The sequence below is a fragment of the Streptomyces sp. AgN23 genome, assembly GCF_001598115.1.
Classification (GTDB): domain Bacteria; phylum Actinomycetota; class Actinomycetes; order Streptomycetales; family Streptomycetaceae; genus Streptomyces; species Streptomyces antimycoticus.
The window spans coordinates 8739710-8751783 of record NZ_CP007153.1 but is presented as its reverse complement, the minus strand read 5'-3'; the positions used below and the strand labels follow the sequence as shown (position 1 = coordinate 8751783).

The following is a 12074-nucleotide window of genomic DNA, read 5'->3' as shown; positions in this document are numbered from 1 at the left end:
ATCCAAAGCACCCAGGGCCCCGGCGCCCAGAGCCCCGGCTCCCGCGCCCTGGTCATGGCCCGCATCCGCCGGGCCCTGGCCGATGTGCCGCGCGCCGAGACGCCCGACGCGGTGCCGGTCGAGCGCACCTACCACCGCGTCCATGGCGACCGCACCCCCAGCGAGACCGTGGACCTCCTCGCCGAGCACCTGGCCGACTACCGCGCGATCGTCCACCGCACCGACGCCCCCGCCCTCCCCGCCCTGATCGCCCGCCTCCTCGCCGACCGCGGCGCGACCAGCGTGGCCCTACCCCCCGGCCTCCCCGACTCCTGGCTGTCCGCCGTCCCCGACGCGGTGCGCCGGGTCCCGGACACGGAGGGGCTGACCCCGCACGACCTGGACGCGGTCTCCAGCGTGGTGACGGCCTGCGCGGTGGCCATCGCCGAAACCGGCACCGTGGTCCTGGACGCCGCCCCCGACCAGGGCCGCCGCCGCATCACCCTCGTCCCCGACCATCACATCTGCGTCATCCGAGTGCCCGACCAGGTCGTGGACTCCGTCCCGGAGGGCCTTGAACGCCTGGATCCGGCCCGCCCGTTGACCTGGATCTCGGGCCCGTCCGCGACAAGTGACATCGAACTCGATCGCGTCGAAGGCGTCCACGGCCCCCGCACCCTCGAAGTGATCCTCACCGGGCCGCCGGCCGGGCCGGAAACCGCTGGTCAGAGCTGACGAGGCAGGGGACGCACACCCTGGCCACGGCGGGGCATATGCCATAGGGGCAGGCGACGGAACACCCGTGCGGGCAATGCGGTCTTCCTCACATACCCCCGGTAACACCGCAGTTGGGCGGTTTACTCCGATGCCGTTGTCGGTAGGGGCCTCTACTCTTATGGCATGCGTCCGACTCCTACTCACCAACCTGCCTTACTGACCACCTCCTCCACCGACCAGGCCAATGAGGCGATTCGCGTCTTTCTGCGGGCCCGGGCAGGCCGGGCACTGCGGCCTTCGGAGCGGGCCGAGTACAGCCGGTTGCTGAAGGTTTACACCCGGGCGCTGCGCGGCGAGGTGGAGAAGGCCGCCTGAGCTGCGCGAGCCGACCACATCTGAAAAGCGGGGGACGCCATGGGGGCTGTGGGCAAGGTCGTCTTCGGAGCGGTGACGGCGGGGCTTCTGGGCGTCGCCGGGTACGGCGGATACAACCTCTACACGGGCGTGACCGGCGGCGATACCACCGCGCCCCATGACGGCCCGGTGACCGCGGACGAGACCCGGCAGACCGCGCGGGAATTCCTGGACGCATGGGCGGACGGCAACGACATGCTGGCCGCCGGGCTGACCAACGACGCCGAGGCGGCCATCGGCGCGCTGAGCGGCTATCGCGACGACGGCCATGTGGAGAAGGTGACGGTCACCCCGGGCACGGCCCGGGGCACCACGGTGCCGTTCACCGTCAAGGCCGAAGTGGTCTTCGACAAGACCCGTTCGAACTGGACGTACGCATCGCGGCTGACCGTGGTGCGCGGCCGGACCACCAAGAAGCCCCTGGTCGACTGGAGACCCTCGGTCCTCCATCCCAAGCTCGCGGCCGATGAGTCCGTGCGGACGGATCTGGCGGACAATCCGCCGGTGCGGGTGCTGGACCACGACGGCAAGGAGCTGCGGCAGGGCCGCTACCCCTCGCTCGACCCGGTACTGATCGCCCTGCGGGCGAGATACGGGGCGGACGCCGGGGGCACGGCGCGGGTGGAGGTGTCGGCGATCAAGGCCGACGGGACGGCCGGAACGACGCTTCATGTGGTGAAGAAGGGCACGCCGGGCACCCTGCGCACCACCCTCGACGCCGGAGCGCAGAAGCGCGCGGAGAAGGCGGTGGCCACTCGCGACGGCGCCTCCGTGGTGGCGCTGAGGCCCAGCACCGGGGAGATCCTGGCGGTGGCCAACTCCGACCGGGCCGAGTTCAACGCCGCGCTGCAGGGGCAGACGGCGCCGGGGTCGACGTTCAAGATAGTCACCGCGGCCACCCTGCTGGAGGCGGGCAAGGTCAGCCCGGGCCACCTGGTGCCGTGCCCGAAGACGGCGGCGTACGCACAGGGCATGACGTTCCACAACGTCGAGGACAGCGAGAACCCCGGCGCCACCTTCGCGCAGGACTTCGCGGCGTCCTGCAACACCGCGTTCGTCTCGCTCGCCGGAGCCGTGCCCGACGGCGCGGTGGCCCAGGAGGCGCGGACCGTCTTCGGCCTCGGGCTGAACTGGCGGGTGGGCATCACCACCTTCGACGGCGAGGTGCCGAGCGGAAGCGGCGACGACAAGGCCGCCGCCATGATCGGCCAGGGCACGGTCCAGATGAACCCGCTCACCATCGCCTCCGTCGCGGCCACCGCCCAGACCGGCACCTTCAAGCAGCCCGTGATCGTGCCGCGCTCGGTCGACCACCGGGAGATCGCCACCAGCGACCGCGGCCTCAGCCCGGCCACCAGGTCGCAGCTCAGGGCCATGATGCGGCTGACCGCGACGAGCGGCACCGCCGCCCGGGCGATGTCCGGGCTCACCGGCGACATCGGGGCCAAGACGGGCTCGGCCGAGATCGACGGCCAGCCCAAGACCAACGCCTGGTTCACCGCCTACCGGAACGATGTGGCGGCCGCCGCCGTGGTCACCGGCGGCGGCCACGGCGGGGAAGCCGCCGGGCCCGTCGTCCGCGCGGTACTCGAAACCGGCTGACGCGCGGTACACGAAACCGGTACTCAATGCCGGCTGACGCGCGGTACTCAAAAGCCGCTACCCCCTGACCTCCCCCGCTGCCCCGCCACTTCGTACAGGGGTTGGGCTAAGGGGTTGTTCATGGTCCGACCCACGCTCTAGCCTGGCGCGGCAGCCGACAGAGCACGGCACGGCTACGGCACGACACAGCACAGCACGGCACGGCACCGCGTCTGCCCGCGCAGAGGGGATTCCGGCGTGAAGCGCACGTCCCGCGACATACGCACCGCCAACCGCTACGGGGTGCTGCGCCATGTCGTCGCCCAATCCCCCGTCTCCCGGCAGGAGGTGGCCGCCGCGACGGAGCTGAGCCCGGCGACCGTGGCGAATCTCGTCGGTGAGCTGCTCGACCTCGGGATGCTGGTCGAGGTCGGCTACGAGGACTCCGACGGCGGCCGGCCGCGCGGTCTGGTCGCGGTCAACTCCTCGGGCGCCGCGCTGATCGGCGTGGATGTGGCCGAGACGTATATCCATGTCGAGCTGTTCGATCTGGCGCTGACCGTCCTGGCCCGCGCGGACGAGGAGTTGCGCCCGAGGGAGAACGACCCGGGCAAGGTGGTCGCGCATATCGCGGACGCCGTGTCCTCGGTGGTCGAGCAGGCGGGCGTGGCCGCGGACCGGGTGCTGGGCGTGGGCGTCAGCATGCCGGGGCAGGTGGACCGCGAGGGCGGGGTCTCGGTCTTCGCCGCCAACTGGGACTGGCATGACGTCCCGCTGCTGCGGCTGCTGGCCGAGCACATCCCCTACCCCCTGCACCTCGACAATCCGTTGCGCGCCTGCACCGTGGCCGAGCAGTGGTTCGGGGCGGCGCGCGGGCGGAACGACGCCGTGGTGGTCAACCTCGGTACGGGCGTGGGGGCCGGGCTGGCGCTCGGCAGCACCCTGCACCGAGGGGTCAGCAACAGCGCCGGGGAGTGGGGGCACACCACCCTCGTCCTGGACGGACGGCAGTGCCACTGCGGTAACCAGGGGTGTGTGGAGACCTATGTCGGCGCCCCCGGCATCATGCGGAACCTGCGCGAGCTGAGCCCGGACAGCCCGCTGCTGCACCCGGACGACCAGACGGCCACCATCGAGGCGCTCGGCCGGGGCCTCATGGAAGGCGATCCGGTGGCCGTGAAGGTCGTGCACACCACGGCGCGCTATCTCGGCGCCGCCCTCGCCGATCTGATCAATCTGCTCAACCCGGAAGTGATCGTGCTCAGCAGTTGGGTCGCGGCCGCCCTCGGGGAGCCGCTGCTCGCCGAGGTGCGCGCGGCGGTGGCGGGGCGCGCGCTGCGCCGCCCGCTGGCGAACACCGAGATCGTGCTGTGCCCGATCCCGTCCAACCCCGTTAGCCTCGGCGCGGCGACCTTCGCCCTGGAGGGCTCGCTCGCGTCGGTGGGACGGAAAAACCGCCGCACCACGCCAGGGGACCGCGCCACGCCAAGGAACCGCACCCCGCCAAGGGACCGCACCACACCCTCGTGACAACGGAGTCGCGCACGGCCGTTCAGGTCGCGCTGTCCTCCCATATGACCGCACAGAAGACCGGTATCAAGGGCTGACCGAGGAGAACGATGAGCTCCACGCAGCACACACCACTGCCCTACTACGAGGACGTCTCCCCCGGCGCGGGAGCGCTGCCGCCGCGCCCCTGGACCCCATCCTCCGACGCCGCGCGGCTGAGCCTGAACGGGATGTGGTCCTTCCGGCTGTCGCCGACCGCCACCGCCGAGGACGACTCCTTCGCCCGTCCCGGCTACGACGCCCGCGGCTGGGACGAGCTCCCGGTGCCCGGCCACTGGGTGCTGCACGGCCACGGGGCGCCGATCTACACCAATGTGCTCTATCCGTTCCCGGTGGACCCGCCGCACGTCCCCGCCGAGAACCCGACCGGCGACCATCTGCGCGTCTTCGACCTGCCCGGCGACTGGCCGGTGGGCGGGGAGGCGGTGCTGCGCTTCGAGGGCGTCGAGTCATGCGCCCGGGTCTGGCTCAACGGCGAGGAGCTCGGCACCTTCAAGGGCAGTCGGCTGCCGCATGAGTTCGAGGTCGGCGGCCTGCTCGAGCCGTCGGGGAACGTACTGGCCGTCCGCGTCCACCAGTGGTCCTCCGGAAGCTATCTCGAGGACCAGGACCAGTGGTGGCTGCCCGGCATCTTCCGCGAGGTGACGCTGGAGCACCGCCCCGAGGGCGCGCTCGCCGACTACTTCGTCCACGCCTCGTACGACCACACCACCGGCGAGGGCACGCTGCGGATCGACTCCGACCCCGGCGGCCGGGTCACCGTCCCCGAGCTGGGCCTCGACCTGGCCACCGGGGAGAGCGCCACCGTCCCCGTCGAGCCGTGGACGGCGGAGACACCGCGGCTGTACCAGGCGCGGCTGACCACCGTGGGCGAGAGCGTCTCGCTGCACGTGGGCTTCCGCACCGTGGTGGTCGAGGACGGGCTGCTCAAGGTCAACGGGCGGCGGGTGCTCTTCCGCGGCGTCAACCGGCATGAGTTCCACCCCGAGAACGGGCGGGTCGTGGACCTCGCGACCATGCGCCGCGACCTGGTGCTGATGAAGCGGCACAACATCAACGCCGTGCGCACCAGCCACTATCCGCCGCATCCGGCCTTCCTCGGGCTCTGCGACGAGCTGGGGCTGTGGGTGATCGACGAATGCGATCTGGAGACCCATGGCTTCGGCGTCCTGGACTGGCGGAACAACCCGGTGGACGACGACCGCTGGACCCCGGCGCTGCTCGACCGCGCCGAGCGCATGGTCGAGCGCGACAAGAACCACCCGTCCATCGTGATGTGGTCGCTGGGCAATGAGTGCGGCACCGGACGCGGGCTGTCCGCCATGGCCGACTGGATCCGGGAGCGCGACCCGTCCCGGGTGATCCACTACGAGGGCGATCTGTCCTGCGCCGATACCGACGTCTACTCGCGGATGTACGCGCCGCACGAGGAGGTCGACCAGATCGGCCGGCGCGCCGAGGCGCCGTGGGGCGATCCGGAGCTGGACGCGAAGCGCCGGGCGCTGCCGTTCATCCAGTGCGAGTACGCGCACGCCATGGGCAACGGGCCGGGCGGACTGGGCGAGTACCAGCGGCTGTTCGAGGCGCATGAGCGCTGCCAGGGCGGTTTCGTCTGGGAGTGGATCGACCACGGCTTCACCCGGCGGGCCCCCGACGGCCGCTTCTACCACGTGTACGGCGGGGACTTCGGCGAGGAACTGCACGACGGGAACTTCGTCTGCGACGGGCTGGTCTTCCCCGACCGCACCCCCTCCCCGGGGCTGATCGAGTACAAGAAGGTCATCGAGCCGGTGCGGATCGAGGGCGACGGGGCCGACGGCACGGTCCGGATCACCAACGGCCATGACTTCGCCGATCTGTCCTCTCTCGTCTTCTCCTGGAGCTACGAGGCGCAGGGCGAGGCGATCGGCTCGGGTGAGCTGGCGGTGCCGCCGCTGCCCCCGGGCGAGTCCGCCGAGCTGAAGCTCCCGGCACCGCCCGCCGCCGAGGCGGGAGCGGAGACCCGGTGGACCGTCGAGGCGCGGCTCGCGGCCGCGACGGCATGGGCCGAGGCGGGCCATACGGTGGCCTGGGCGCAGTTCCCCGCCACCGCTCCCGGCACCGGCCGGGCGCGCGCCCTCGCCTCGGGGGAGGCGCCGCGTCGCGACGGCGACCGGATCGTGCTCGGCCCGGGCGTCTTCGACGCGGCCACCGGCGCCCTGACGTCACTCGGCGGACTGCCCGTCACCGAACCGCCCCGGCTGGACATCTGGCGCGCGCCCACCGACAACGACAACGGCGCGTCCTGGCAGCCGGACGAGCGCTGGGGCCTGATCTGGCGCCGGTTCGGGCTGCACCGGGTGCGGCACCGGACCGACGCGGTGGAGACGACGCCGGACGGTGCGCTGACCGTCCGTACCCGCGTCGCGCCCGCGGCCGTCGACTTCGGTCTGGAGACGGTCTACCGCTGGACCGCCGATGAGGACGGACGGCTGAGCCTGGCGGTCTCCGTCACCCCGCTGGGCGAGTGGACCTGCCCGCTGCCGCGCCTGGGCCTGCGGCTCGGGGTCCCGGCCGCGCTGGGCGAGGCCGAGTGGTTCGGCGGCGGCCCGGGCGAGGCGTACCCGGACACGCGGGCCGCCGCGCGGGTCGGGCGGTGGGCGCTGTCGGTCGACGAGCTCCAGACGCCGTACGTGCGCCCGCAGGAGAACGGCGCCCGCATCGACGTCCGCTGGGTGCGGCTGACCGCGCCCGACGGCTCGGGGGTGCGGATCGAGGGCGATCCGGCCTTCTGGTTCACCGCGCGCCGCTGGACCACCGAGCAGCTCGACGCGGCCGAGCACACACCGGATCTCGAAGCGTCGAACGAGACGGTGTGGGTGAACCTGGACCACGGCCAGCAGGGCATCGGCACCCAGTCCTGCGGCCCGGGGGTGCTGGACGAGCATCGCCTGGACGTGGCACCGGCCGAGTTCTCGTTCACGTTCTCGCGGCTGGGCTGACGGTCACGTACCGGTCGGGGCGGGCCGCGGCGACCGGCCCCGACCGTAGGCGCCTGCGCCACCCGCACCCCGCCCGCTGGTCAGAAGAGTGCGGGGGCAGTCCAAGGGGCTGCCTCCGCCGGGGTTCGGGGGCGGAGCCCCCGGAACGGGTCTGGTGCGTAGCCCAGCGGGGGCCGGGCAGCGCCCCGGTTCGGGAAGGGGCGGGGTGGGGGAAGAGCCCCCGCGCCTGACGCCAACACCCCCGCCCTCACGTGTTGTCGGCCTGCCGTACGCGGCCGCCCGGGCGGCCTTAGGCGCTCCTGCCGCGCAGCGCCTCGAGCGCACGGTCCGCGTGCACGCTCATCCGGAACTCGCTCTTGACGATCTCCAGCACCTTGCGGTCGGTGTCAATGACAAAGGTGACCCGCTTGGTCGGCACCGCCGCGATCCCGCGCTTCACCCCGAACCGCTCCCGAACCGTCCCCTCCGGATCCGACAGCAGCGGATAGCCGAAGGAGTACGCATGGGCGAACTCCGCCTGCTTCTCGACCGAATCGGCGCTGACCCCGACCGGCTGGGCGCCGAGCTCCTTGAACTCCGCCGCGATGTCCCGGAAGTGGCACGCCTGTTTGGTACAGCCGGGGGTGAAGGCCGCCGGATAGAAGAACAGCACCACCGGACCGTCCGCCAGCAGCCCACTGAGCGAACGGGCGGCGCCGTTCTCGTCCGGCAGCTCGAAGTCCTCGACCACATCACCGATGTTCATGGGGGCACGCTACCCGCCACCCGCCCGGAGCGGCGGGGGAAACGGACGTGCTCAGCGGCGAGTCAGCAGCGCAGCCGGGCGGTATGGCCGTCGATGCGCAGGATGCACTCGGTGAACAGCGTCATCGACGGGCTGTCGTCGGTGGGGACCAGCCGCAGCCCGAGGTCCATGATGGACCGGATGACCTGGGCGGTACGGCTTCCGTCGGGATCCGGTCCGCGCAGCGCGGACCATGCCTCGAAATGCGCCCGGACGGCTTCCCAGGCCGGTCCCGGCGTGAAGTGGCACAGAAAAACCGGCTGGTCGACCCCGTACTGGCGCAACTCGCCGACCGCGGCCTCACCTTGCATAAGCCACCATGTGGCACTCATCTCGTCCCCAACTCCGTACATGGGAGTGGATGCCCATCATACGGGTGCCGAAGACCCGGCGAGGGTCGACTCCATATCGAGGGCCCATCCCAGCAATCGCTCATCCGCCCCCGGCCTGGCCACGCACTGCATCCCCAGCGGAAGGGAGTCCGCCGCCCGCCCCGCGGGCAGGGCCAGGGCGGGGACTCCCGCGTAGCTCCAGGGGAGGCTCATCACGGAGTCGCCGGTGCTCTTCAGGCCGAACGGCGCGGGACCCGTGGCGGCCGGGGTGATCCACAGGTCGATGCCGTCCCGGTCCATGGCGGCCACCAGCCGGTCGCGGAAGGCGGCACGCTCGCGCAGGGCCGCGGCGTACGCGTCGTCACCGATCCGCTGGCCCTGCCGGATCGCCTCGGCGGTCTGCGCGCGGTACCGCTCCGCGTAGCGCGGAAACCATACGGCGTGGGTCCGCGCCAACTCGTAGCGGCCGATCACCAGCCGTTCCGCCACGACCCGGTCGAAGTCGTCCGGGAAGGGCATGCGGCGGACCGTGAATCCGGCCGCCTCCAGGCGCCCAGCCCGCTCCTCGAAGGAGCTTCTGGCCTCGGCGTCGGCGCGGTCGAGGTACGAGCCGAGCGGGATGCCGAGCACCGGCCGCCGCCCCGCCGCCGCCCCGCCGTCGCCGCACGGCCGCCAGCCGTCGCACAGCACGGCGGCCGCCGGGGCGAGGGTCGCCATGTCGGGGGCGAAGAGGCCCACGGTGTCGAAGGTCGGGGCGTTGGCGATCACGCCGTCGGAGGGGATGCGGCCGTGGGTCGGCTTGAAGCCGACGACCCCGCAGTAGGCGGCCGGGCGGATCATCGAACCGATCGTCTGGGTCCCGACCGCCAGCGGCACCATCCCCGCCGCCACGGCCGCGGCCGAACCGCTGCTGGAGCCGCCCGGAGTGTGGCCGAGATGGTGCGGATTGCGGGTGGGACCGGGAGCGGTCACGGCGAACTCGGCGGTGACGGTCTTTCCCGCCACCAGCGCCCCCGCCGCCCGCAGCCGATCGACGAGCGACGCCTGCGGCCCGGCCAGCGCCTCGGCCGGAACGTCCGAACCGGCTCGCGTGGGCAACCCGTCGACGTGCACGATGTCCTTGACGCCCACCGGCACGCCGAACAGCGCCGGCCGCCCGCCCGGACCGTCCCACCGCTCATCGGCCGCCCGCGCCTCATGCGACAGCCGCTCACGGCGGCCGGGTTCGGGGACGAAGGCCCGAATCTCCCCGTCGGCGGCCTCGATCCGGTCACAGACATGCGCGGCCGCGGTGGCACAGGAGGTGTCCATGAACCCCGAGGCTACGCCGCCCCCGCGTCAGCCCACCTCCTCAGCCGCCCTTGCCCGTGGGATGTCCCTGCTGGCGCCGGGCGGCCGGCCGGTGACGCGCTTGAAGGCACGGCTGAAGGCGGCCTGAGAGGTGTAGCCGAGACGCTGCGCCACGGACTGGATCGGCGCGGTGTCCTGGGCCAGCCACTGGCTGGCGAGGAGCATCCGCAGCTCCGTGGCGTAGCGCAGGGGCGGCATGCCGATCGTCGTTTGGAATCGGTCCGCGAAGACAGACCGGGAGACATTGCATTCCGCCGCCAGCTCGGCCACGGTCCAGTGATGCCCGGGCTGCCGGTGCAGGGCCAGGATGGCGCGGGCCAGGCGGGGGTCGCGCAACGCGGCCACGAGGCCGGAGGTGTTGTCGCATCCGCATTCGATCCAGCCCCGCACGATCATGGCCGCCGCCACTTCGGCCAGCCGGGCGAGGATGCCGGCGAAGCCCACACGTCCGGCGCAGACTTCACGCCTCATGGACGTGAGGATCGGCATGAGCCCGGGGTAACGCTTCCCCTCGGCATCGACCAGCATGACCTCGGGCATCAGCCGGCTGAGGCCCTGCATTCCCCCGAGGTCGAAATCCATGAAGCCGTTGAAGAATATCGCGCTGGGATTCGGATTGGTACTCGGGCAGGCATCCACATCGCTCACCGCATTACTGAGCGGGACCGCATCGAAACTGTCTATGCCCCGGACCGGCATATCCGTACCGGAGAGCAGCTGATGGGATTCGCCATGGGGCATGAATACGGTGTTGCCGGCCGAAAGCTCATGGACAGTTCCGTCCTCGGTGCGCAGGACGGCGGAGCCGACGGCGAGGAAATGGAAATAGGCGCGTCCGGGCTTGGCATCGAAATTCAGGCCGAACCTCGGACCGGCGTGGACACGACGATACCGGACACCGCGCAGCCGCATGCTGGTCAGCAGCTCGCTGATGAGGTCGGACGACAGGGCGAACTGCCCCGCGGGCCCTCCCCCCGCAGACACCCCGTCCACAGACACCCCGCCCGGACTCTCGGTCAAATATTGCAGACGTTCTGTCATAGCTCATCCTGAAATTCGTGCCTAGCCTTGACTCGAAGCTCTCACGCGATTCAGGAAGAAGCAACAGTTGAGTAGTGATGTGCGCACCACCGTGCCCGATGCCAAGCCTGGCGAAACGGCCGATGAGGAATGGGTACCGGCCGAACCGGTCTCACCGTCCTGGGCGGCGGTGTTCTCGCTGGCGATGGGTGTATTCGGATTGCTTACGGCAGAATATCTGCCGACCAGCTTGTTGACTCCGATGGCCGCCGACCTAGGAGTATCGGAAGCTGTGGCGGGGCAGGCGGTGACGGTAACGGCGGCAGCCGCGATGATGTCCGGATTGCTGACCGCGAGCCTGACCCGGAGAATCGACCGACGGATAGTGCTGCTCGGCTTCACCGTCCTATTGATCATATCCAATGTGCTGGTGGCCGTGGCCACCAATATGGCCGTGCTGATGCTGATGCGGATCCTGCTGGGTGTCGCGCTCGGTGGCTTCTGGAGCATGGCCGCGGCGGTGGCGATGCGTCTGGTGCCCGCGGCTCTGGTGCCACGTGCGGTATCGGTCATCTTCAGTGGCATCGCGGTGGCGACCATCGTGGCGGTGCCGCTCGGCAGCTACCTCGGCGACCTGGCCGGCTGGCGCAGCACCTTCCTGGCGGCGGCCGGACTCGGGGTCGTGACGTTGCTGTTCCAGCTGTTCACGCTGCCCCGGATGGCGCCCCATGGCACGGCACGGCTGGGCACGCTGTGGGAGGTGCTGCGCCGCCCGGGCTTCGGGGTGGGCATCGTAGGAATGCTGCTGGTGCACATTGGGCACTACGCGCTGTTCACCTATATCCGGCCCGCGCTGGAAAACGTGGTGAAGGTCGACGTCGATGCGTTGGCGCTGCTGCTCTTCGTCTTCGGAGTGGCGAACCTCGTGGGCACACTGGTGTCCGGATGGCTTCTGGAGATCAGCCTGCGCCTGACGTTGACGCTGACGCCGGCGCTGATGGGTGTCGCGGCACTGGGCGTGGCGCTCCTTCCCGCCGGGCAAGCCGGGTACGTATTTCTGGTGGTCCTCTGGGGTCTGGCCTTTGGCGGCGTGTCGGTGGCGTGGTCGAACTGGGCGACTCGGATGGTGCCCGACCAGGCGGAAAGCGCGGGCGGGCTCGTGGTGGTGGGCGTGCAGTCCGCCATCGCCGGCGGGGCCGCCGCGGGCGGTCTGATCTTCGGCATCGGCGGCGTCGTCACCGTATTCACCGTCTCCGGCGTCGTGTTGCTCGCCTCCGCGTCGCTGATCCTCCTGCGGGTCAAGGCGCCCCGGCGCCTCGTAAGGAACTGACATCAACCACAGAGGTG

Annotated in this window: 10 protein-coding genes; 6 read left to right on the top strand and 4 right to left on the bottom strand. The window is 71.2% G+C overall.

What is annotated here, in order from left to right; all coding sequences use genetic code 11:
• Positions 1–54: 54 nt before the first annotated feature.
• The 5 genes from AS97_RS37915 to AS97_RS37895 all read left to right on the top strand — a co-directional run bounded on the left by AS97_RS37915 (position 55) and on the right by AS97_RS37895 (position 7241).
• Positions 55–714: an LUD domain-containing protein gene (locus tag AS97_RS37915; RefSeq protein WP_059146595.1), complete on the top strand. Its 660-nt coding sequence runs from the start codon at positions 55–57 to the stop codon at positions 712–714.
• Between the two features lie 165 nt (positions 715–879).
• The gene (locus AS97_RS37910) at positions 880–1071 is read left to right on the top strand and encodes a hypothetical protein (RefSeq protein WP_014056379.1); all 192 of its coding nucleotides are present in this window, start codon (positions 880–882) and stop codon (positions 1069–1071) included.
• Positions 1072–1110: 39 nt separating this feature from the next.
• Entirely contained in the window at positions 1111–2712 is a 1602-nt protein-coding gene (locus AS97_RS37905; RefSeq protein WP_125761381.1) for a penicillin-binding transpeptidase domain-containing protein, read from the top strand.
• Positions 2713–2949: 237 nt separating this feature from the next.
• On the top strand, positions 2950–4221 hold the full coding sequence (locus tag AS97_RS37900; protein WP_125761379.1) for an ROK family protein: 1272 nt from the start codon (positions 2950–2952) through the stop codon (positions 4219–4221).
• Between the two features lie 89 nt (positions 4222–4310).
• Positions 4311–7241 (top strand): glycoside hydrolase family 2 TIM barrel-domain containing protein, encoded by a 2931-nt coding sequence (locus tag AS97_RS37895; protein ID WP_210566472.1) that lies wholly within the window; start codon positions 4311–4313, stop codon positions 7239–7241.
• Between the two features lie 289 nt (positions 7242–7530).
• Here the strand turns inward: AS97_RS37895 and AS97_RS37890 are convergent, their stop codons facing one another.
• From AS97_RS37890 to AS97_RS37875, 4 genes are all read right to left on the bottom strand, one after another.
• The gene (locus AS97_RS37890) at positions 7531–7986 is read right to left on the bottom strand and encodes a peroxiredoxin (protein ID WP_059146558.1); all 456 of its coding nucleotides are present in this window, start codon (positions 7984–7986) and stop codon (positions 7531–7533) included.
• A 62-nt stretch (positions 7987–8048) separates the two neighbouring features.
• A complete protein-coding gene (locus AS97_RS37885; protein ID WP_059146559.1) occupies positions 8049–8357 on the bottom strand; it encodes a hypothetical protein in 309 nt (102 codons plus the stop codon).
• A gap of 36 nt (positions 8358–8393) precedes the next feature.
• Positions 8394–9668, bottom strand: coding sequence for an amidase (locus AS97_RS37880; RefSeq protein ID WP_086711276.1), 1275 nt, complete (start codon positions 9666–9668; stop codon positions 8394–8396).
• 27 nt (positions 9669–9695) lie between these two features.
• A complete protein-coding gene (locus tag AS97_RS37875; protein WP_125761643.1) occupies positions 9696–10748 on the bottom strand; it encodes an AraC family transcriptional regulator in 1053 nt (350 codons plus the stop codon).
• A 79-nt stretch (positions 10749–10827) separates the two neighbouring features.
• Between AS97_RS37875 and AS97_RS37870 the strand changes: the two genes are divergently transcribed.
• Positions 10828–12057 carry an MFS transporter gene (locus AS97_RS37870; protein ID WP_247204613.1) on the top strand — a complete coding sequence of 410 codons (1230 nt, stop codon included), beginning with the start codon at positions 10828–10830 and terminating at the stop codon, positions 12055–12057.
• Positions 12058–12074 lie beyond the last annotated feature (17 nt).

Excerpts from the sequence above, each read along its gene's own strand:
- AS97_RS37915 (WP_059146595.1), top strand. The coding sequence starts at position 55 with ATGGCCCGCATCCGCCGGGCCCTGGCCGATGTGCCGCGCGCCGAGACG.
- AS97_RS37895 (WP_210566472.1), top strand. The coding sequence starts at position 4,311 with ATGAGCTCCACGCAGCACACACCACTGCCCTACTACGAGGACGTCTCC.
- AS97_RS37905 (WP_125761381.1), top strand. The coding sequence starts at position 1,111 with ATGGGGGCTGTGGGCAAGGTCGTCTTCGGAGCGGTGACGGCGGGGCTT.
- AS97_RS37885 (WP_059146559.1), bottom strand. The coding sequence starts at position 8,357 with ATGAGTGCCACATGGTGGCTTATGCAAGGTGAGGCCGCGGTCGGCGAG.
- AS97_RS37910 (WP_014056379.1), top strand. The coding sequence starts at position 880 with ATGCGTCCGACTCCTACTCACCAACCTGCCTTACTGACCACCTCCTCC.
- AS97_RS37890 (WP_059146558.1), bottom strand. The coding sequence starts at position 7,986 with ATGAACATCGGTGATGTGGTCGAGGACTTCGAGCTGCCGGACGAGAAC.
- AS97_RS37880 (WP_086711276.1), bottom strand. The coding sequence starts at position 9,668 with ATGGACACCTCCTGTGCCACCGCGGCCGCGCATGTCTGTGACCGGATC.
- AS97_RS37875 (WP_125761643.1), bottom strand. The coding sequence starts at position 10,748 with ATGACAGAACGTCTGCAATATTTGACCGAGAGTCCGGGCGGGGTGTCT.